This is a genomic window from Serratia sp. BIGb0163 (genome assembly GCF_024809935.1).
GTDB classification, from domain to species: domain Bacteria; phylum Pseudomonadota; class Gammaproteobacteria; order Enterobacterales; family Enterobacteriaceae; genus Serratia; species Serratia quinivorans.
In genome coordinates, this window is sequence record NZ_JANUDZ010000006.1 from 20631 (window position 1) to 41203 (window position 20573).

General features: G+C 56.1%; 25 protein-coding genes. 13 read left to right on the top strand and 12 right to left on the bottom strand.

The features are described 5' to 3' along the window. The first annotated feature begins 48 nt into the window (after nucleotides 1-48). Together M2406_RS18995 and M2406_RS19000 are read left to right on the top strand one after the other, a co-directional pair. A complete protein-coding gene (locus tag M2406_RS18995; RefSeq protein ID WP_017893615.1) occupies nucleotides 49-528 on the top strand; it encodes a tetratricopeptide repeat protein in 480 nt (159 codons plus the stop codon). An 11-nt stretch (nucleotides 529-539) separates the two neighbouring features. After that, on the top strand, nucleotides 540-971 hold the full coding sequence (locus M2406_RS19000; RefSeq protein ID WP_259191020.1) for a GNAT family N-acetyltransferase: 432 nt from the start codon (nucleotides 540-542) through the stop codon (nucleotides 969-971). A gap of 90 nt (nucleotides 972-1061) precedes the next feature. Here M2406_RS19000 and M2406_RS19005 read toward each other — a convergent pair whose 3' ends face one another. Further along, complete coding sequence (locus tag M2406_RS19005; RefSeq protein WP_012146211.1) at nucleotides 1062-1487, bottom strand: GNAT family N-acetyltransferase; 426 nt, start codon at nucleotides 1485-1487, stop codon at nucleotides 1062-1064. Between the two features lie 229 nt (nucleotides 1488-1716). Here M2406_RS19005 and M2406_RS19010 point away from each other — a divergent pair, with 229 nt between their 5' ends. The 4 genes from M2406_RS19010 to M2406_RS19025 are packed head-to-tail and all read left to right on the top strand — an operon-like array spanning nucleotide 1717 to nucleotide 4062. Beyond that, complete coding sequence (locus M2406_RS19010) at nucleotides 1717-2082, top strand: ArsC family reductase (RefSeq protein ID WP_017893617.1); 366 nt, start codon at nucleotides 1717-1719, stop codon at nucleotides 2080-2082. Then, nucleotides 2079-3206: a succinyl-diaminopimelate desuccinylase gene (dapE, locus tag M2406_RS19015; protein ID WP_012146213.1), complete on the top strand. Its 1128-nt coding sequence runs from the start codon at nucleotides 2079-2081 to the stop codon at nucleotides 3204-3206. The genes M2406_RS19010 and dapE overlap by 4 nt, the downstream gene beginning before the upstream one ends. Further along, nucleotides 3203-3877 carry a M15 family metallopeptidase gene (locus M2406_RS19020; protein WP_259191021.1) on the top strand — a complete coding sequence of 225 codons (675 nt, stop codon included), beginning with the start codon at nucleotides 3203-3205 and terminating at the stop codon, nucleotides 3875-3877. Before dapE ends, M2406_RS19020 begins: the two co-directional genes overlap by 4 nt. Before the next feature lie 2 nt (nucleotides 3878-3879). Continuing rightward, complete coding sequence (locus tag M2406_RS19025) at nucleotides 3880-4062, top strand: YpfN family protein (protein ID WP_259191022.1); 183 nt, start codon at nucleotides 3880-3882, stop codon at nucleotides 4060-4062. Nucleotides 4063-4215: 153 nt separating this feature from the next. Here M2406_RS19025 and ypfH read toward each other — a convergent pair whose 3' ends face one another. The 6 genes from ypfH to dapA all read right to left on the bottom strand — a co-directional run bounded on the left by ypfH (nucleotide 4216) and on the right by dapA (nucleotide 10912). Continuing rightward, entirely contained in the window at nucleotides 4216-4905 is a 690-nt protein-coding gene (ypfH, locus tag M2406_RS19030) for an esterase (RefSeq protein ID WP_259191023.1), read from the bottom strand. A 117-nt stretch (nucleotides 4906-5022) separates the two neighbouring features. Continuing rightward, entirely contained in the window at nucleotides 5023-7035 is a 2013-nt protein-coding gene (locus M2406_RS19035; protein ID WP_259191024.1) for a tRNA(Met) cytidine acetyltransferase TmcA, read from the bottom strand. A gap of 55 nt (nucleotides 7036-7090) precedes the next feature. Then, a complete protein-coding gene (locus M2406_RS19040) occupies nucleotides 7091-7957 on the bottom strand; it encodes a neutral zinc metallopeptidase (RefSeq protein WP_012146218.1) in 867 nt (288 codons plus the stop codon). 164 nt (nucleotides 7958-8121) lie between these two features. Then, a complete protein-coding gene (purC, locus tag M2406_RS19045; RefSeq protein WP_012146219.1) occupies nucleotides 8122-8835 on the bottom strand; it encodes a phosphoribosylaminoimidazolesuccinocarboxamide synthase in 714 nt (237 codons plus the stop codon). A gap of 126 nt (nucleotides 8836-8961) precedes the next feature. Then, nucleotides 8962-10014, bottom strand: coding sequence for an outer membrane protein assembly factor BamC (gene bamC / locus M2406_RS19050; RefSeq protein ID WP_012146220.1), 1053 nt, complete (start codon nucleotides 10012-10014; stop codon nucleotides 8962-8964). A gap of 16 nt (nucleotides 10015-10030) precedes the next feature. Further along, nucleotides 10031-10912 (bottom strand): 4-hydroxy-tetrahydrodipicolinate synthase, encoded by an 882-nt coding sequence (gene dapA / locus M2406_RS19055; RefSeq protein WP_012146221.1) that lies wholly within the window; start codon nucleotides 10910-10912, stop codon nucleotides 10031-10033. A 110-nt stretch (nucleotides 10913-11022) separates the two neighbouring features. Between dapA and M2406_RS19060 the strand changes: the two genes are divergently transcribed. Further along, complete coding sequence (locus tag M2406_RS19060) at nucleotides 11023-11628, top strand: glycine cleavage system transcriptional repressor (RefSeq protein ID WP_197724626.1); 606 nt, start codon at nucleotides 11023-11025, stop codon at nucleotides 11626-11628. A 2-nt stretch (nucleotides 11629-11630) separates the two neighbouring features. Beyond that, entirely contained in the window at nucleotides 11631-12095 is a 465-nt protein-coding gene (gene bcp, locus M2406_RS19065) for a thioredoxin-dependent thiol peroxidase (RefSeq protein ID WP_012146223.1), read from the top strand. Nucleotides 12096-12144: 49 nt separating this feature from the next. On the opposite strand, the gene M2406_RS19070 is transcribed toward bcp, so the two are convergent. Further along, nucleotides 12145-13215, bottom strand: coding sequence for an AI-2E family transporter (locus tag M2406_RS19070; protein ID WP_012146224.1), 1071 nt, complete (start codon nucleotides 13213-13215; stop codon nucleotides 12145-12147). A 167-nt stretch (nucleotides 13216-13382) separates the two neighbouring features. Then, the gene (locus M2406_RS19075; protein WP_259191025.1) at nucleotides 13383-14000 is read right to left on the bottom strand and encodes a LysE family translocator; all 618 of its coding nucleotides are present in this window, start codon (nucleotides 13998-14000) and stop codon (nucleotides 13383-13385) included. A gap of 193 nt (nucleotides 14001-14193) precedes the next feature. Between M2406_RS19075 and M2406_RS19080 the strand changes: the two genes are divergently transcribed. Beyond that, the gene (locus M2406_RS19080) at nucleotides 14194-14655 is read left to right on the top strand and encodes an Lrp/AsnC family transcriptional regulator (RefSeq protein ID WP_012146226.1); all 462 of its coding nucleotides are present in this window, start codon (nucleotides 14194-14196) and stop codon (nucleotides 14653-14655) included. A gap of 41 nt (nucleotides 14656-14696) precedes the next feature. Here M2406_RS19080 and M2406_RS19085 read toward each other — a convergent pair whose 3' ends face one another. Continuing rightward, a complete protein-coding gene (locus M2406_RS19085; protein WP_259191026.1) occupies nucleotides 14697-15905 on the bottom strand; it encodes an NAD(P)/FAD-dependent oxidoreductase in 1209 nt (402 codons plus the stop codon). A gap of 147 nt (nucleotides 15906-16052) precedes the next feature. After that, nucleotides 16053-16595 carry an Rrf2 family transcriptional regulator gene (locus M2406_RS19090; RefSeq protein WP_115184054.1) on the bottom strand — a complete coding sequence of 181 codons (543 nt, stop codon included), beginning with the start codon at nucleotides 16593-16595 and terminating at the stop codon, nucleotides 16053-16055. A gap of 348 nt (nucleotides 16596-16943) precedes the next feature. Here M2406_RS19090 and M2406_RS19095 point away from each other — a divergent pair, with 348 nt between their 5' ends. After that, on the top strand, nucleotides 16944-18407 hold the full coding sequence (locus M2406_RS19095; protein WP_012146229.1) for a M48 family metallopeptidase: 1464 nt from the start codon (nucleotides 16944-16946) through the stop codon (nucleotides 18405-18407). A gap of 20 nt (nucleotides 18408-18427) precedes the next feature. Then, entirely contained in the window at nucleotides 18428-18781 is a 354-nt protein-coding gene (arsC, locus tag M2406_RS19100; RefSeq protein WP_012146230.1) for an arsenate reductase (glutaredoxin), read from the top strand. 51 nt (nucleotides 18782-18832) lie between these two features. On the opposite strand, the gene hda is transcribed toward arsC, so the two are convergent. After that, nucleotides 18833-19534: a DnaA inactivator Hda gene (gene hda / locus M2406_RS19105; RefSeq protein ID WP_026142482.1), complete on the bottom strand. Its 702-nt coding sequence runs from the start codon at nucleotides 19532-19534 to the stop codon at nucleotides 18833-18835. Nucleotides 19535-19762: 228 nt separating this feature from the next. On the opposite strand from hda, the gene M2406_RS19110 reads away from it, so the two are divergent. Beyond that, nucleotides 19763-20278 (top strand): E3 ubiquitin--protein ligase, encoded by a 516-nt coding sequence (locus M2406_RS19110; RefSeq protein ID WP_259191027.1) that lies wholly within the window; start codon nucleotides 19763-19765, stop codon nucleotides 20276-20278. Between the two features lie 29 nt (nucleotides 20279-20307). Then, nucleotides 20308-20556 carry a GlsB/YeaQ/YmgE family stress response membrane protein gene (locus M2406_RS19115; protein ID WP_259191028.1) on the top strand — a complete coding sequence of 83 codons (249 nt, stop codon included), beginning with the start codon at nucleotides 20308-20310 and terminating at the stop codon, nucleotides 20554-20556. Nucleotides 20557-20573: the final 17 nt, after the last annotated feature.

The window sequence follows — 20573 nt, forward strand, 5'->3', positions numbered from 1 at the left end:
TAGTAGCGTGCAAAAGATACAAAAACCTTACTCACCCAAGGCCATATGATGTCTCCTACGCTGACCATCGAACAATTGAAAGAGTTGGGCCGCTATCAGGAAGCGACCGAACTGGCGCAACAACAGTTACTGCAACAACCGGAAGCCGCCGGGCTGCACTACCAATTGGCTTGCCTGTACGACGTTCAGGGGTTTGAGCAGCAGGCCATTCCCTGCTACCTCGCGGCACTGGCGCGCAATTTGCCGGCGACGCAGCGGCAGGAAGCCTGGCTTGGCCTGGGCAGTACCTACCGGGCGCTAGGCCTGTACCAACAGTCGCTGGCCGCCTTCGACGACGGGTTGAGCGAGTTCCCGCAGGCCAAAGAGCTCACGCTGTTCCGCGCCATGACGCTGTACAACCTGGGCGAAACCAAACAGGCGGTAGCGGATCTGCTGTTACTGCTGGCGGAAACCTCCTCGCATAGCGACATCAGCAGTTACCAGCGTGCGATCCGTCAATACGCCGCCGACCTGGATAGGATTGGCTAAGCGAGGCTGATATGGAAATAGTGACTGACCCGAACCGCTACGGCGTCGACTGGCTGCAGTTGGCCGGGCTACTGGAAACCGCCGGATTGGGCCAGCGCGATCCGCAGGTATTGCAGCGCGTTTATCAGCACAGCCAATTTTGCTACTGGGGCTACCTGGATGGCCGACTGATCGCCACCGCCCATGCCATTAGCGACATGACTTCGGTGGCCTATCTGGCCGACGTAGCCCTGCATCCGGATTTTCAGGGGCGGGGATTGGGACGACAATTGATGGATCGGGTGATGCAGGATCTGGCCCCGCTCGGCAAAGTGTTTATCTACTCGGTACCCGACAAGCTGGAGTTCTACAAAAAGTATCACTTCCATGAGCTGACCACCGGCATGGTCTATGCCGATAGCGCGGCTTTGGAACGCCTGCAGCACAATGGTTATGTCCGCTGAAAAAACCTTAAAGGAACATTGCTCCCAAGATCAGAAAAAAGCCTGAGTTATAAATTACGTCAGGCCGGAGAATAATTTCCGGCCTGTCATCTACAGCGTCTTCATCATAAAGACTCGGCTGGTGCCTGCCGGCAGACAGGGCACCTCACCAAAGCGCGTCCAGCCGTTCAACTCATAAAACTTTGGTGCCTGAAAGCTGATGGTGTACAACACCGCGGAAACGCAGCCCCTGCGCCGCCCTTCCAATTCGAAACGACGCAGCAACTCACTGCCCAATCCTGAGCCACGCAGCGATTTTGGCAGATGAAACAGATCGACAAACAGCATGCCCAACGATGAACGCCCGCTAATCCCGCCCAGCACCTCGCCGCTGTTCGGGTCTCTCACCACCACCGCCAACGGGCGACGATCGTTGGTGCCGGTCACTTCATCGTTATATTGATTCAGCCCTTCTGCAATCAGCGCTTCTATTTCGTCAATGCCGCTTTCGGTAACTTCAATTCGGTAATTTTCCATAGTCTTCTTCTATGTAGGGTAACTGAGTAGCACATTGAGATTAGCAAAAAAGCACCGCAATAAACGCGATCGGGATTTTTTCAGCTTTCCCCGGTCTTTCAGACCATTGTACGGTGGAACTCCCCGCCATTTTTCGGCATGCTGGTCGCTGGCATTTATTTCACCGCCACCGGCGGTTTACCACCGGCCCCACGCGCCGGTGTCAGGTTGCAGAGAAGGTTCTTACTCCATGACGTTGACCATGTACGGCATCAAAAATTGTGACACCATCAAAAAAGCACGCCGCTGGCTGGAAGAACAGGGTGTGGCTTATCAATTTCACGACTACCGCGCCGACGGGCTGGACGAACAGCAACTGCGCGGCTTTGTCGAACGTCTCGGTTGGGAACCGCTGCTCAATACCCGCGGTACCACCTGGCGCAAGCTGGATGAAGCGCAGCGCACCGCCTGCAACAATGCCGATGCGGCCATCGCGCTGATGCTGGCACAGCCGGCAATCATCAAACGCCCACTGCTGGACGACGGCAACGGACACGCCCTGCTCGGCTTCAGCGCCGAAGGCTACCAGCAATTTATTTCCGAGGTGGCAGCATGACTTGCCCGGTTATCGAACTGGCCCAACAGTTGATCAAGCGCCCGTCGCTCAGCCCGCACGATGAAGGCTGTCAGGCACTGATGATTGAACGTCTGGAAGCCATTGGTTTTACCGTTGAGCCAATGCCTTTCGGCGATACCCTGAATTTCTGGGCCTGGCGTGGCGAAGGCCAAACCCTGGCGTTTGCCGGCCACACCGACGTCGTGCCAACCGGCGACGAAAAACGCTGGGACAACCCGCCGTTTGAGCCGACTATCCGCGACGGCATGCTGTATGGCCGTGGCGCGGCAGACATGAAAGGCTCGCTGGCGGCAATGGTCGTGGCGGCCGAACGTTTCGTCGCGGCCAATCCGCATCATCAGGGCCGTTTGGCATTCCTGATCACCTCCGATGAAGAAGCCAGCGCGACCCATGGCACGGTGAAAGTGGTGGAAGCGCTGATGGCGCGCAATGAGCGCCTGGATTATTGCCTGGTCGGTGAGCCGTCCAGTACCGAACGCGTCGGCGACGTGGTGAAGAACGGGCGTCGCGGCTCGATCACCGCCAACCTGCACATTCACGGCATTCAGGGCCACGTTGCCTATCCACATCTGGCGGATAACCCGGTGCACCGCGCCATGCCGGCCCTCAATGAGCTGGTGGCGATCGAGTGGGATCGCGGCAATGAATTCTTCCCGCCGACCAGCATGCAGATTGCTAACGTGCAGGCCGGTACCGGCAGCAACAACGTGATCCCGGGCGAGATGTTCGTTCAGTTCAACTTCCGCTTTAGTACCGAATCGACCGACGCGACGATCAAACAGCGCGTAGAGGAACTACTTGAGCGCCATCAGTTGAACTACAGCATCGAATGGCGCCTGTCGGGCCAGCCGTTTCTGACTGCACGTGGCGCGCTGGTGGATGCGGTGGTTAACGCCGTCGAACACTACTCTGAGCTGACGCCGCAGTTGCTGACCACCGGGGGCACCTCCGACGGCCGCTTTATCGCCCAGATGGGCGCGCAGGTGGTTGAGCTGGGGCCAGTCAACGCGACTATCCATAAGGTCAACGAATGCGTACACGCGGCCGATTTGCAACTACTGAGCCGTATGTACCAGCGCATCATGGAGCAATTGGTCGCATGATCACACCGGAAATGTTGACCGGGTGCTCAACCGAGCATCTGGCACCGCTGAGCGGTAACCACCGGCTGCAGCCCGCCGCGGTGGCTGCATTCCTCGCCATGCAACAGGCGGCACTGGAGGCCGGTTTTGATCTGCAGCCCGCCAGTACATTTCGTGATTTTGGCCGGCAACAGGCGATCTGGAATGGAAAATTCTGCGGCCAGCGCCCAGTATTAGATAAGGACAGTCAGCCAATCGACATCACGCTGCTGTCTACCGGCGAACTTTGCGAAGCGATCCTGCGCTGGTCGGCCTTGCCGGGCGCCAGTCGCCATCACTGGGGCAGCGATCTGGATGTCTACGATCCTTCACTCTTGCCTGCCGGGCAAAAACTGCAGCTGGAGCCTTGGGAATACCAAAAAGGCGGCTATTTTTATCCACTCAATCAGTGGATGACGGAACATATGGCCGAATTTGGCTTTTACCGGCCGTTCACCGAAGAGGGTGACGGCGTGGCGGTCGAGCCCTGGCATCTAAGCTACCGTCCGCTGGCGCTTGAAGCCGAGCATCTGCTGACGCCGGAGCTGCTGCTGGCGGCCTGGAAAAATAAGGAAGTCGCCGGTGCCCAATGGCTTGAAGAGCATTTGCCATCGCTATTTTCGCGTTTTATACGCCCTGAAGGAAAGGAGTGAATATGGAATGGTTAGCAGATTATTGGTGGATTATCCTGCTGATTCTGGTCGGGATGATTATCAGTGGGATCAAAGAGCTACGCCGCGTTGACGTCAAACGCTATCTGGCCGATAAGCCGGAGTTGCCTCCGCACCGCGATAATAACGCCGAGTGGGACGACGACGACTGGCCGAAGAAAAAATGATATCAGGGCGCATTATACCCTATGAATTTCAAGTTGCAGTTAGGCGCCCAGCTCGCTCATCCCCAGGCGCTTACTCGAGTAAGTAACTGGGGTGAGCGAGTGCAGGTAACAACGCTGCAACTTGAAAGGCGACGGGTATAAGCGCCCTGAAGTTTATTTAAAGGCCACCAAATCGCCGCGCTTGCCGAACATCGCTTCGTCCCAGTAGCGTTGCGGGACGTAGTAATGCAACCGTTCCAGGGCATCATTCATCATGCCCTGATTGATGGCGTGCCCCACGTCATCTTCCACATCCAGCGTGAAATCGACGCCGATAGCCTGCAGCCGCTCAGCCGCCGCCCTGGCATGTTGCACCCTAATTACCGCATCCTGTTCGCCGTGGATCAAATGCACCACGCTGTCACCGAACGCTTTATCAGGCAAACCGGCAAAACGCCCGCTGAAAGCCACGATGCGGCCGGCCAGCCGGGGTTCCACCTTCAAGGCTTCCAGCGCCATGATTGAGCCCTGAGAAAAACCGACCAGCGCGGTACCGGCATCATTCACGCCGCTTTGTTGCTGCCAGTAACGCACGGTTTCGATAAACTTCGGCATCACTTCAGCAATGCGCTCGGCACGGTTTTCTTCGGTCACACCCTGCACCGAAAACCACTGGCGACCGCCACCGGTATCGAAGGCAACAGGGCCACCAATGCTGACTACCTGCGCCTGCGGGAAGTCTTTGGCGAAATAACTGCCAATCTCACCCATCGCCACCGGAGTATCGCCAACACCGTGAAACAGCAGGATCAGCTGCGCAGCCGGGGTTGCCGGGCTCTGTACAACAAAATGCTCATGTTTCATCGGTGACTCCTCGTGTTGATCAAATTCTGCCCGGCGCCAGATGCCCCGGTTCCTGCCAGCTACTATACGCCGCTGAGAATTCAGGAAAATCGGGTTTTATTGAGCAACATCTTCAATTTATTGCAATGACTGCGACCAGTCGTGCCAGCGCAGGCAATGCTGCGCATCGAGCTGTTCAAGCGCCATTCCCGTCTCTTGTCGCCAGCGACGCAGCAAGGCTTTCTGGCCGCTGAAACCAAGTAGCTCCACGCAACCTGCCGATGTCGTTTGCTGTTGCAGATGCAGCCGCAGTGCGGGCAGTGGCAAAGCGCTGGCTAACAATAAACGCTGTAACGCCCCCAGGCTGGCCTCCAGTGGCCGATGGGCGAAGGCGAATCCGGCCAGTTCACGCCAGTCGTCCTCGCCCAGCCGGGTGTCGCCGTCGTCACCGGTGACTTCCAGTTGCAGATCGATGCGCGGCTGCAACCAGCGCCAATCACGCGCCAGATGCTTATGTGCCGCATGACGCAGCGCCTCACCCTGCTCGCTCAAGGGCAGAATGGCCATGACGCTGTAGCAACCGCTGCTGGCCTCGATCTTGCTGCCAATGCGCACCAGCTCAAAGCCACAGGACTGCCAAAAGCGCCACAGCGGCTCGGTGTAACCAAAGCTGACCGAAAGATAATCCAACCCTTGTGCCTGCTGACGCTGCTGTTCGATCAGGCGGCGGGCGATGCCCTGCTGACGCATAGCGGGTAATACCGCAATGCGGGTAATGCGTCTTGAACGCAGCGTCGGTGCCCACCACTGGCCACCGTGCGCCGCCAACGATTGGGCCACCAGATTGCCACGTGGTCGCCGCCTGCCGGCCCAGACTTCGTGCGCCAGTTCGGCACTCAGGCCGCCTTCTTCTACCAGCCACAACGCGCCGACGACCTCATCCTCAACCTGCGCCAGGCCAAAATGCATACCCGGTGCATCCATCAACCGCCGTAAATCGAGCGGTGAAGTCCGGTAATGGGCGCTGCTCAACAGGGCGTAAAAACGCACTAAGCGTTGAGGATCGGCACACAGCGCCCTTTGTTCAGCTCCAGTGATACTGACGGGGCGATCCGTTGCCTGCCACGGCGGGAGTTCGTTGAACAGCAGCGCGTTATCGATGACACGCTCCAGCGCATCACCCGGCGCCCAACGCATGGGCTGCTGCAACTCCAGCGGCTGAAACTCAGGCAGCCCGGCGCAAAACTTGAGCAAGAAACCCCGGCCAGTGCCTTCATAGCCCTGTACCGTGGTCGTCAGCAGAATACGGGGGAAATGGTTAACCCACTGCTGTAATAACGGGCCGGGGATCGCCGCCGCCTCGTCCACCAACAGCCAACCCACGTCGCTGACATCATGTTCGCGACAATGGGCCAACAGCGCGTCCGGTGCCCAGAATTGCGCACGGCCCTGCGCCCATTCACCAGCAACCTCGGTAGCCGCTCGGCTGGGCCCGGTGAGCCAGCAGGTCAGCGGCGTGTTGGCCACCAGCATCCCCGCCAGCGTTGACTTGCCGCGCCCACGGGCGGCGGTCAGCACCCAAACGCCTGGCTCGGCGCCGAGTAATTGCGTCAACAACGCTTGCTGCTCGAAAGTCGGTTGGCCATTCGGTGCCAGCCACTGCGGGCGGACCGGCAAAGGTGCCAACGTCAGCGGCTCATCCTGTCGCCAGAGCGTGACTTCGCTGTCCGCCGCCAAGTGTTGCTGCAGATGGTGAATGAAGTTTGGGGTAGTGATCGGCTGTGGGCAATCGCTCCAGCGCAGGCTGTCGCTATCCGGCTGTTGGTGCCAGGACTGCCAGGGTGGGGTTAACAGCAACAACCAACTGCCGGCTCGCAGCGTACCGGCCAGCGCGGCCAGCGCTTCAACATCCAAACCATCGGTCGCGTCATACACGGCATGTAATCGTTCCTGCCCCAGCAATGTCCGTACCGCACCACTGGCCAGCGACTGCATGCCGCTGGGCGGGTTTTCCCCCACCCACGGCCAGTCACCCGGCAGGGTTGTCGCCAGCCGGTGCGCTTGCTGGCGACACCATTGCGGCTCGCCACTGAGCACCAGCAGGCGTCTGATGCCCTGCTGCTGCATAAGTTGTTGCATTGCCTGTAACATCAGTATCCAGACCCAGAGCTAAAAAAAATGCCGGAGTCAGGCTCCGGCATGCATGTTAACGGGATGCGAAGGTATTGCAGGTGTTAGGGTCACCGCTGTCGAAGCCCTGTTTAAACCAGGTGTAGCGCTGCTGTGAGGTCCCGTGGGTGAAGCTGTCCGGTACCACGCGTCCCTGCCCTTGTTGCTGCAAGCGATCGTCGCCGATCGCCTGCGCAGCGTTCAATGCCGCCTGCAGGTCGCCCTCTTCCAACATTTGCTGCTTCTCGGCATATTTGCCCCACACGCCGGCAAAGCAGTCCGCCTGCAGTTCCATTTTCACCGACAGACGATTCACTTCTGCCTGGCTGGCACCCTGCTGCATTTGACGCACTTTAGGCTCAATGCCCAACAGGTTCTGCACATGGTGGCCCACCTCGTGCGCCACCACATAGGCCTGGGCGAAGTCACCGCCTGCACCCAGTTTGGTTTTCATATCCTGATAGAACGACAGGTCGATATACACCGTTTTGTCGCCCGGACAATAGAATGGCCCCATCGCCGCCTGACCGGTGCCGCAGCTGGTGCGCGTTACGCCGCGATACATCACCAATTTGGGTGGCTGATAGGTTTTACCCATGCGCTGGAAAACTTCTTTCCAGTTATCTTCGGTAGAGGCCAGCACCACCGAGGTAAATTTGGCCAGCTCATCGTCTTTTGGACTGATGCTGGCGCTCTGTTGCTGTGTTTGCGGGCTAACATCCCCGCCGTTCAACAGCGGTGAAAGATCGATGCCGTAATAGCCGGCCACCAACACCACCACCAGAATGGCGATACCGCCCTTGCCGCGAGGCACGCGGAAACCGCCACCGCCGCCACCCAGACCTGAAGACTGCCCGCGACGATCCTCAACATTGTCACTTTCCCGACGCCCTTGCCAACGCATAAGTAAACTCCAGATTAGGTTTTTGTCATGTTACGTAGATCATTATAAATGCTCAGCGGCAAAGGAAATGTAGAATTTTTCTGGAAATGCAGACAGAAGGAACAGACGGCGGGGAAAGTCAGGGAAATGACGGGGCCAAACGGCCCCGTATAGCGGAAAAGGGCTTAGTCGAGTTTGACGCCGATGCGGCGAGCCACTTCTTCGTAGGCTTCGATCAGGCCACCCAGGCTCTGACGGAAGCGGTCCTTGTCCATCTTGTCCAGGGTGTTTTTGTCCCACAGGCGGCTACCATCCGGCGAGAATTCATCGCCCAGCACCACTTCGCCGTTGAACAAACCAAACTCCAGCTTGAAGTCGACCAGGATCAGGCCTGCGTCGTCAAACAGCTTGCTCAGCACGTCGTTCGCCTGGTAGCTCAGCTCACGCATGCGTGCCAGGTGCTGTTTGTTCACCCAACCAAAGGTTTCGCAGTAGGATTCGTTGACCATGGGATCGTGCATTTCATCGTTTTTCAGGAACAGGTCAAACAGCGGTGGGTTCAGTACCAGGCCTTCTTCAATGCCCAAACGCTTCACCAGTGAACCGGCAGCACGGTTGCGGATCACGCACTCTACCGGCACCATGTCCAACTTCTTCACCAGAACTTCGTTGTCTGACAGCAGGCGTTCCATTTGCGTCGGGATGCCGGCTTCTTCCAGTTTGCTCATGATGAAATGGTTGAACTTGTTGTTTACCATACCCTTGCGATCAAATTGCTCAATGCGCTGACCATCCAGTGCTGACGTATCATTGCGGAATTCCAACACCAGCAGATCAGGATTTTCAGTGGTGTAGACGGTTTTTGCCTTTCCGCGATACAGCTCAGCTAGCTTTTGCATCTGACTTACTCCAATAAAAGAATTATTTAAAAACGCTGCAAGGATGATGGGGTCTATTGTGCCAAATCCGTGACGCAAACGATACCGTATTGAACAAAGAAAAAAGGGGCCGTAGCCCCTTTTCCGTTATTTAACGCTGGTTTTACTGAATGCTGACTGGAATGCCGCAACCAAGCCGTCGTTTTGCGACTGGGTTAATGGCTTCCCTTTAGGATCGATAAATTGCAGGCTGGAGCGGTTGTTCAAGTCACCGACCTGCAGTTTGTAATCGCCTTCTTTCAGTTCAGGATCCTTGACGCCCAACGCATCCCAGTCGCTGCTGCTCAGGGATTTGTAGGTCACGGCGACGGTACCCTGCGGACGGCTGCGGTCACCCACTTTCATCCCCAGTTTTTCCAACGCCGCCGGCAGGCGATCCCACACTACGGTGTACGGACCACGCACGACCAACATTGGCAGGCCGGTATCATCCGCGCCGCTCTGCACGTCCAGCGCGCCGAAACGGTTGGCCGACTGGTTGCTCGCCAGGTTGTCCTGCTTGTCCAGGCCTTCGACGATAGTGTTCATCATCATGCCGTTGTAGCGCTGCACTTCAGACGGGTCGGTCACCTGATCGGTTTTACCCTGCTGCTGCAGGCCGACGGTTTTCACTACCAGCGCCTGCTGGTAACCCTGCTGCTGTACGCTGATCTGGTAGCGGCCTTCGTACTGGTTGTCTTCATCCAGACGGTTCCACTTCACCCAGTCGGTAGTCAGGGTCTGAGTAGCGTCCTGACGTGAGGCGATCGCAATGTTTTTCGCTTGCAGCATGCTGGTAACGCGTGACCACAGGTTCTGGTTCTGCGGGCTGTTTTCAAGCAGCAACGTACCGCTGTCGCCGGCATATTGCGCGCGTGAACCGCTCAGCAATGCCAGTGGCTGTACCGGCGGACGAATATCCAGTTGCTTGCCGACGCCGCCTTTCAGCGTGGTGGCCGGAACATCATAATTACCGCTTTGCACCGGCAGGATCATACCTGCGGGTGCGTTCAGTGGCTTGAGCACCGACGCGTCGAGGTAAGACTCATCGCCGCTAACCTGGCGTTTGTAGCGTTGGTCGGTGGTACAACCGACCAGCATCATAACCAGCGAAATACCCACGACTTTTGCTACCGTCGACTTTTGCAATGAATAAACCATCAAATTTCCCTTAGAGTTACAGCAAACCGGCGCTTTTCAACGCGCGTTCCACTACCGGACGGGCAGCGTCGGTCAACGGCGTCATAGGCAGACGCATCGTATCGGTTGCCATCAATCCCAATGCCTTACAGGCCCATTTCACCGGAATTGGGTTTGCTTCTACAAACAAATCCTGATGCAACGGCATCAAGCGTTGATTTAAGCGGCGTGCCTCAGCAAAGTTGCCCTGTGCTGCCAGCGCGCAAAGTTGCGCCATTTCACGTGCGGCCACGTTGGCCGTCACGGAAATCACGCCCTTGCCACCCAGTTGCATGAAATCCAGACCGCTGGCGTCATCGCCGCTCAGCAAAATGAAATCTTCATCATCAACCAGCACTTGGATCTGACTTACACGACTTAAGTTCCCTGTTGCCTCTTTAACAGCAACAATATTCTTGATTTTTGCCAGGCGCGCAATCGTCGGCGGCAGCATGTCACACCCGGTGCGAGAAGGCACGTTATAGAGGATTTGTGGCAGTGCGGTGCTTTCGGCAATGGCCTTGAAGTGCTGATACAGGCCTTCCTGAGTCGGTTTATTGTAGTAAGGCGTGACCGTCAGGCAACCCACTACACCGCTATTTTCGAAGCGCTGGGTCAGCGAAATGGCTTCGGCGGTGGCGTTGGCGCCGGTACCGGCGATCACCGGAATACGGCCTGCGGCCAGTTCCAGCGTCTGCAATACCACGTCAACGTGCTCGTCATGGGCAAGCGTTGCAGACTCGCCGGTAGTCCCTACGGAAACGATGGCCGCAGTTCCACTGGCTACATGATAATCAATCAATTTTTTTAGGCTCGCGCGATCGACAGCACCTGTGTCGTCCATCGGCGTAACCAGTGCAACTATACTTCCCGTAAACATTGGCCGTCCCCTCCACAAACAAGTCACTCATGGTACTTTTGCTGCCTATCCAAAAGCAAGCAAACAACGGTGTTGTAAGCGCTTGGCAGGCGGTTTTTTTTATGTTTACCATGGTAACCCCATTGTGCACGACAGGAAGCCCCATTTTGCCTAAGCCAGATGAACACTATCTCGTGATTACCGCGCTCGGTACCGACCGCCCCGGGATCGTCAATGCCATCACCCGCCACGTCAGCAGTTGCGGATGCAATATCGAAGATAGCCGTCTGGCCATGCTGGGTGAGGAGTTCACGTTCATCATGCTGCTTTCCGGTAGCTGGAACGCCATTACCCTGATTGAATCTACCCTGCCGCAAAAAGGGGCGGAGCTGGAACTGCTGATTGTGATGAAGCGCACCAACTCGCACGAGAGGCCGCCGATGCCGGCTACGGTGTGGGTGCAGGTTGAGGTCAAGGACTCCCCGCACATCATTGAGCGTTTTACCGATCTGTTCCACTCCAGCCAGATGAACATTGCCGAACTGGTGTCGCGCACCCAACCGGCAGAAAGCGACCTGCCGCCCCAGCTTCATATCCAGATCACCGCACACAGCCCCGGCAACGCCGATGCATCAAATATTGAGCAAGCCTTTCATCGCCTATGTACAGAATTGAAAGCACAAGGCAGTATTAGCGTTGTGAACTATCCACAGCATGATGAGAAAGATGGAGAGTAGTGATGACCCCATTGAAAGCCGGTGACACAGCGCCAAACTTTAGTTTGCCTGACCAGGACGGTGAGGAAATTAATCTGGCCGACTTCCAGGGACAACGAGTACTGGTTTATTTTTATCCCAAGGCGATGACGCCGGGCTGTACCGTACAGGCCTGCGGTTTGCGGGATAACATGGATGAACTGAAAAAAGCAGGTGTCGAAGTTCTGGGCATCAGCACGGATAAACCAGAGAAGCTGTCGCGTTTTGCCGAGAAAGAGTTGTTAAACTTCACGTTGTTATCTGATGAGGATCATCAGGTAGCGCAGCAGTTCGGCGTTTGGGGTGAGAAAACCTTTATGGGCAAAACCTATGATGGTATTCACCGCATCAGCTTCCTGCTCGACGGCAAAGGCAAGGTTGAAAAAGTGTTTGATGATTTCAAGACCACCAATCATCACGACATCGTTCTGAGCTATCTGCAGCAATAATTGAACCGAAGCGCAGCAACCTGATCCTGCTGCGCTTCGTTTTTCCCGTTTATTCCGCTTCCGTTTCCACCCGCAGTTCGTCCGGCCAGGCGTGGATCACCGCCTTCACCAGAGTCGCCAGCGGGATAGCAAAGAACACACCCCAGAACCCCCACAATCCGCCGAAAATAATCACCGACAAAATGATCACCAGCGGATGCAGATTAACCGCCTCAGAGAACAGAATCGGCACCAGCAAATTCCCATCCAGCCCCTGCACCACCAGATAGGCGACGATCAGCGTCCAGAAGTCGGCACCGACACCCCATTGGAACATCGCCACCACCACCACCGGAATGGTCACCAGCACCGCACCGATATAGGGGATCAGCACCGAGAAACCGACCAACACCGCCAGCAGCAGCGAATAGCGCATATCCAGCACCACGAACACCAGATAGGTCGCGACGCCGACGATCACCATCTCCAGCACCTTGCCGCGAATATAGTTGGTGATCTGCTGATTCATTTCGATCCATACCTGTCCGGCCAGCCCGCGATTACGCGGCAACACACGGCGTACCGCGTTGAGCATCTGCTCTTTGTCCTTCAGCAGGAAGAACATCATCATCGGCACCAGGATCAGGTAAATCGCCAGGGTCAGCAGCCCGACCAGAGAGGCCAGTGAGAATTTCACTACCGACTCGCCCATGCCCGACAGACGTCCACGCAGGTTTTCCGCCATCATATCGATGATGCCGGCATCCACCAGCGCCGGATAACGCTTCGGCAGCGTCGCGGCAAAGTTATAGAACTGATTGAGCATCCCCGGCAGATCGGTCATCAGGTTAATGCCCTGCTGCCACGCGGTCGGCGCCACCACAAACACCAGCAGCATTGCGATGCCGGCAAACATGATCATCACCATGCTCGCCGCCCAGTTACGCGAACAACCGATACGTTGCAGGCGTGCGGTCGGCCACTCCAGCAGGTACGCCAGCACTATCGCCACCAACAGTGGGGTCAGAATGCCATGCAGAAAATAGAGGATGAGGAAGCCGGCAACCAGGATCACCAACAGCGCGATGGCCTGCGGATCGGTAAAACGGCGACGGTACCACTGTAATAACATCTCCAGCATCAGAGAGTGCTCCTAGAGGTTTGACTGGCAGGCATTGCGGTTCCTGTGGTGGGATATTTTTTAACTTATTACTCCCCCGGTATTAACCGGGGTTCAAGCGTATCGTTGTACCATGCCGGCCATTTGCCATCCAGCTATCACTGTCGAATCATTCTAAATATTCGCCCTCATTTAAGCGCCTGCTCGGCTAACAAGACAACGGCGATGAGGGTCATCGCGATACCGGAGATGCGGCTGACAACCCGCGCCGCCTGCGGGCGCGTCTGTAATACTGACTGCGAACCATAACCCACCAGCAGATAAACCAGCCCACAACTGACCAGATGCAGCAGGCCGAGTGCCAGGATCTGCGCCGGAATCGACCACAGGGCATGTGGATCGGTGAATTGCGGCAACAGGGCCAGAAATAACAGAAAGACCTTTGGATTCATGCCACTGATGCAAATTCCTTTGCCTGCCCAGCGCATCCATGAATCTGAGCTCTGTTTCTCGGCGGAACTGGGGACCGGAGGATTCAGCAACAGATTGATACCTATCCACAGCAGGTAGGTTGCACCCACGACGGTAAGCCCCGTCAGGATCAGCGGGTTACCGGCAACCAACACGCCGACACCGGCCGCCACTACCACAATCGCCAGCAGATGCCCAAACAGTAATCCGGCGACTGCCGGTACTACCACCCTGCCGCGTATACCCGCCGATATCACGTATGCCCAATCCATGCCCGGCGTGATGACAAACAGAATCGAAACTGCCCAGAAGGCGGCAAAAATGGCCAGTGTCATGACAGATCGCCCCACTGCCGAGATTGTTCTGTTATGCGTATTTTCACCTGACTTTCCTCATCATAGGGCCTGCAAACCGCGTTAAGTGCGATCGGCCCCGGCCGCTTAATTATTGGAAAGAATATCTTTAGGGCGTTAAAATGTGCTGCCAATTACTTGCCTGAAAACCACAAATTCGGGGAAATTTTTCTAAATGGATAAGATAGACCGCAAAATTCTTGCCGAGCTACAAACGGATGGGCGACTTTCTGTCACCGAACTGGCCGAACGTGTCGGGCTTAGCGTTTCGCCCTGCCACCGCCGGGTGAAGGCTCTGGAAGAATCAGGGGTGATCAGGGGCTATCGCGCCCAGCTTGAACCCACCAGCCTGGGGTTTAACTTTTCCGCATTGGTTTTCGTCACCATGAGAGAAGGCGATCGCCATGCCGTCGCCGCCTTTGAGGATGCGATGACCGATATTCCTCAGGTGGTTCAGGCGCAAAGGCTGTTCGGTGACCCCGATTACCTGCTGCATGTGATCTCCCGCGATCTGCCCGCTTTCCAGCAGTTGTATGACGAGAAGCTCTCTGCCCTGCCCGGCGTTCAGCGCCTCAGCTCCACGCTGGTGATGAAAACCGTGGTGCCGGAGCGCTCTTTCTTGCCGATGGGAAAATAACGGCGGGAGCGTTTCCGCTCCCGTGGGTAGTGACTTACGGCTTAAGGCACAATCACAAAATCTGGATTGGCGACGGCAAACAAAGCATCGCGATCCGCTGCCGGTGGGTAAATCCACTGGGTGTTGATTTCCTGTTTGATCTTTTTGCCCTCTGCACGTGTGAATAGCACCTGACGATCCCAGCCTTCGGTGTAAAGCGCACCCCAGGCACCGAGATCGAGGCAAGTCACATACTTGGGTTGGCTATAAGGGTGCAGCGGCAATCCCACCAGTTCCGCTGCAGCATTGTGCCCGGCAACGCGTCCCAGGCTCATCGCATGCTGGCAGGTCATCAGATTATGGTTGCCCAACGCGTCGGTCGCTGCCTTGACCGTATCTCCGGTAACAAAAACGCCAGCCGCCGCCGGCGCATGCAAGAAGGCATCGCCGACAATGCGGCCAGAGCCGTCGCGCTCACCCGGAATTTGAGCGACCAATGGATTTGCCCGTACACCGGCAGCCAATATCACCGTGTTGGCTGCAATACGCTCACCGCTCGACAGCGTGACGCTGTCAGCATCGATCGCCGTCACGCGCATCCCGGCCCGTGGCTCAACGCCGCATTCTTCCAATGCTTGTCGGATCACCACGCCAGGTTCGGCCCCCATACCCGCCCCCACTTCCGCCGCAGTATCAACAATCACCACGCGGATGTTCGCTTCGCTGCCCAGAATGGCACGCAGGCGCATTGGCATTTCGGCGGCGCTTTCCAACCCGGTTAGCCCACCACCGACCACCACCACGGTGTTACGCGCCGGGGTTTCCGGTTGTGCTGCCAATGCCTTCAAATGTGCATCCAGTCGTTGCGCGCTTTGCAGCGTATCCACATTGAACCCATGCTCGGCGAAACCGGCAACCGGTGGAACAGAAAGCTGGCTACCGGTCGCCAGAACCAAACGGTCATAATCCAGCTGGAGCTTTTTCCCCTCTGCGTTTTCCACCACCAGCGTCTGGTTTTCGCTGTCTATCTGCTCAACCAAACCGGCCAAATGGCGAACGCCAATAGCGGCGAGCTGTGCCGAGATATCCGGGCTCATGTTCTCCAGCACCGCTTCATACAAGCGTGGACGAATGGTGACATTCGGCGTCGGCGAAACCATCGTGACTTCGATCTCCTCTTCCTTACCGGCCTGCGCTATCGCTCGCATGGCGGAAACTGCAGCCCAAAAACCAGCAAAACCAGAACCGGCGATCACTATTTTTTGCGTCATGGAATAACTCCTTCCTACAGGTTTAATCAGATGCCCGTACTATTTTCCAGGCGAGTGGCGCCGTTCCGCTGCCTGTTAAAAGGGCGCAGAAGGGCTACCGCCTGTGGCACACAGGCGGGAAAAAGAATCAGAGAAACTGCTGAGACGTTATTTAGGCTTGGTGCGGGCCGATTTGCCGCTGCGGGTGGTACGTTCGCTCATTCGTTCATCCATCCAGATGTTGACCTCACCAAAGAAACCCTCTGGTGCCTTGCGCCCGAAACGAGTGGCAACGGCCCCCAGAGTTTGTACCGCCAGTGCATCGCGCATGGCCTTTTCGGCCTGCAGCATCACTGCATGGATCGCACACTTGCCGGACAGCGCCCAGTCGGGTGGGTTGTCGTCAAAAACCGCGCAACGGCCGCGTACTTCCTGGCAATCGAACAATGGCTTGTGCCCTTCAATGGCATCGATGATCTCCAGGAAAGTGATCTCATCGGCCGGACGGGCCAACCGATAGCCACCGCGTACGCCTTCGCTCGCGGCGACGATCCCCGCTTTCTCCAGCTTGGGGAAAATTTTGGCCAGAAAACTCGGTGAGATCCCCTGCAGTTCGGCAAGTTCACGGCTGCTGAGCGCGCGCTGATTGTCGCCGACTAACCAAAGCAGGCAGTGAATGCCATATTCAACGCTGGTAGTGATGTAAGCCATATTGGATTTGAGGTGCACCTATGAATTCAATAACACAGACTATATTAGTCCACGTTTATCCTGTCAATTAAAACACGGACAAACTTTGTCTTTGTTTTATCTGATGACCCGAATGGCAATATTGAGAAATGAAAAATAAAGCATTTCTGGTCGAATATTGCCGAACAGAAGTTTCATTGTCGCATCCGGCTGACTATGATGTTAACTGCCAACTGGCCGCCACAACGCGTGCATTTTTGTGAGCTAACACGCTTTCGCACTGATTGTTTTGGCGAGTCCGGCAGGGAACAAGAACTCTTAGGTGATGCTGACGTCTTAGAAATGACTATTTAAGGGAAACGCCTGACTATGACCACCCGGTTGACCAAAACAGCGATTGCAGTACTGTTGCTTGGCACACTCAACGCCACGGCGCCGGTGCTGGCGGAAACCCAGGATCAACTGCCGGATATGGGCACCTCTGCGGGCGGTACCCTAAGCATTGGCCAGGAAATGGCCATGGGGGATTTTTACGTGCGTCAGCTTCGTGCCAGCGCACCGCTGATCAATGACCCGTTGCTGACTCAATATATTAACCAGTTGGGCAACCGGCTGGTGGCAAGCGCCTATTCGGTGCGTACGCCATTCCATTTCTATCTGGTGCGTAACGACGAAATCAACGCCTTCGCCTTCTTCGGCGGCAACGTAGTGCTGCACTCCGCCCTGTTCCGCGAAACCGACAACGAAAGCCAACTGGCTTCGGTGCTGGCGCATGAAATCTCGCACGTGACCCAACGCCACCTGGCGCGGGCGATGGAAGACCAGCAACGCAATGCCCCGCTGACCTGGGTCGGTGCCCTCGGTTCAATCCTGCTGGCGATGGCTAACCCTACCATGGGCATGGCGGCGCTCAGCGGTACCCTGGCCGGTACCCAACAGGGCATGATCAGTTTTACCCAGTCGAACGAACAGGAAGCCGACCGCATCGGCATTCAGGTATTGCAACGTGCCGGATTTGATCCGGAAGCCATGCCTGACTTCTTGCAAAAACTGTCTGACCAGTCGCGCTACGCGTCTAAACCACCGGAAATGCTGCTGACCCACCCATTGCCTGACAGCCGCCTGTCTGACGCACGCAACCGCGCCAACCAGATGCCCAAGCATCTGGTGCAGTCCACCCAGGATTACCTGATGGCCAAAGTGCGTTCTCTGGGGATGTACAGCTCCGAAGGTTACGGGCTGCGCGAAGAACTGCTCGATACCTACAGCAAAGGCAATATCCGTGAACAGGCCGCCGCCAAGTATGGCCGCGCCATTTTGTTCTATGAGGCGAAGAAATATGACGACGCCCGTAACATCATTCAGCCACTTCTGACGCAAGATCCAAAAAACGTCTGGCTGCTCGACCTGATGACCGACATCGACCTCGGTCAGAAACGTGCGCCGCAGGCTATCGCTCGTCTGCAGGCCGCCAATGCGGCCCAAAGCAACAATCCGGTGCTGCAGCTCAACCTGGCTAACGCCTATGTTGAAGGCAACCAGCCGGCTCAGGCATCCAAAATTCTTAACCGTTATACCTTCGCCCACCCTGACGATCCCAATGCCTGGGATCTGCTGGCCCAGGCCAGCGCCGCGCAGGGGTTGCGCGATGAAGAACTTTCCGCCCGCGCTGAAAGCCTGGCGCTAACCGGCCGTCTCGATCAGGCCATAGGCCTGCTCAGCAATGCCAGTTCATTGCAAAAACTCGGCAGTCTGAAACAGGCGCGCTATGATGCGCGCATCGACCAGTTGCGCCAATTGCAGGAGCGTTTCCGCCAGTACCAGCGCAGCTGATTTTGAAAAGGATGAGTTAATTGAAAAACGTCACTATTTACCACAACCCGCGCTGCTCCAAGAGCCGCGAAACCCTGGCGCTGCTGGAACAGCATGGCGTAACCCCTGAAGTGGTGCTGTACCTGGAGACGCCACCGTCGGTGGATCAGTTGAAAAAACTGTTGAAGGAACTGGGTTTCACCTCGGCACGCGAGCTGATGCGCAAAAAAGAAGATCTGTACAAGGAATTGAAACTGGCGGATGAAAGCCTGAGCGAAGCCCAGTTGTTAGCGGCCATGGTGGCGAATCCGAAGCTGATCGAACGCCCTATTGTGGTTAACGGCAACAAGGCGCGTATCGGCCGACCGCCGGAGCAGGTGCTGGAAATTCTGTAAACGTGATAGTGGGCACTGATTATGGTGCCCAAAATTTTCGAAGTGAAGCTGTTACAGCCCCAGGATCTCTTTCACAAACGGGATGGTCAGCTTGCGCTGGGCGGTGATTGAGGCATGATCGAGTTGATCCAGCGTCATAAACAACGTGCGCATTTCGCGATCCAGGCGTTTCAACAGGAAACGGCCCACGTCTTCCGGCAATTCAAAGCCGCGCAGTTTGCCACGCAGTTGCAGCGCCAGCAGTTTCTCTTCATCCGACAGTGGTTGTAACTTGTAGATTTGCCCCCAGTCCAGGCGTGAAGCCAGATCGGGCAAATGGAGATTCAATTGGCGTGGCGGGCGATCGCCGGTAATAAACAGGCGCGTACGGCCGGTTTCCAGAATGCGGTTGTAGAGATTGAAGATGGCCATTTCCCACTCTTCGTCACCGGCAATGCATTCGATATTATCGATACACACCAGGGCCAGCTGCTCCATGCCATCCAATACTTCAGGCACGAAATAGGCTCGCTTATCCAGTGGCACATAGCCTACGGCCTCGCCACGCAGCGAAAGCTCCGCGCAGGACGCATGCAACAGGTGGCTGCGCCCACCCCCCTCGCGTGACCAGAAATAGATATAGCTGCCATGTTCCTGACGAACGGCAGACTGGATCGCGCTCAATAGGGATGGGTTCTCCCCCGGATAAAAACTGGCAAAAGTTTCATCATCGGGAAGATAAAGTGGCAGTGAAAGCTGTGCCGGCGTATTCAGAAAAGCACCTCAACCAAAACTGGCAGGAAAACGCGGTAAGTCTACCACAGAAAGCTGGCTCTGTTGAACCGGCAGGATTTTATGCCGTAATAGTGAGCAAAGGCGCCAGGGAAAGCCAAGCTCCCCAAGGGCAGCATGGGTAAAATTTGTATTTTATCCAAGACTTATCCTAGTATAGAAAGGCGAAACGCAGTTACCATAAACAAGGTTTCTACAAGGATATAGACGATGAAAGTATGGAATAAAGTGCTTTTGGCTTCACTCATTGGGCTAGTGCTTGCCGGTTGTGATGACTCATCCAAGGTCGACACCAATCTTGAAAAAGCCAAAGACAGCGCAGAGCAAATGAAAGACGCCGCCCAGAAAAAAGCGGACGATCTGACTGATAAAGCCGCAGCCGTGGCCAAGGACATCAAGAAAGAGGCTACCACTCAGGCGGACCAGCTTAAAGACAAGGCCTCGGCGATTAAAGACGATGCCAGCAAGCAGGCGGATGCCATCACCAATGATGCCAAAGCCAAGGCCGATGCTATCAAAGACGACGCCAGCAAACAAAGCCAGCAGTTGGTCGATCAGGCCAAAGCCATTAAGAACGACGCCATTAATGGTGCCAACGACCTGACCGAACAGGCGAAAGCGAAAACCGAAGCGATTAAAAATAGCGCTGAGAATAAAGCAGAAGAATTAAAAAGTGATGCCGACGCTGCAGGAGCAAACAGTACTCAGCCGGCGACACAACAATAATTAGTTGATATCAAAGAAAGGAGCAGTCAATGGGAATTATTTCCTGGATCATCTTCGGCCTGATCGCCGGTATTTTAGCCAAGTGGATCATGCCGGGCAAAGACGGTGGCGGTTTTATCCTGACCATAGTGTTGGGTATTGTCGGCGCCGTGGTTGGGGGCTATATCAGCACCTTCTTTGGCTACAGCAGAGTGGACGGTTTCAACTTCGGCAGTTTCGTGGTGGCAGTGATTGGTGCCATCGTGGTGCTGTTTGTTTACCGTAAAATCCGCAGCTAATTCCTGGCACATTAATA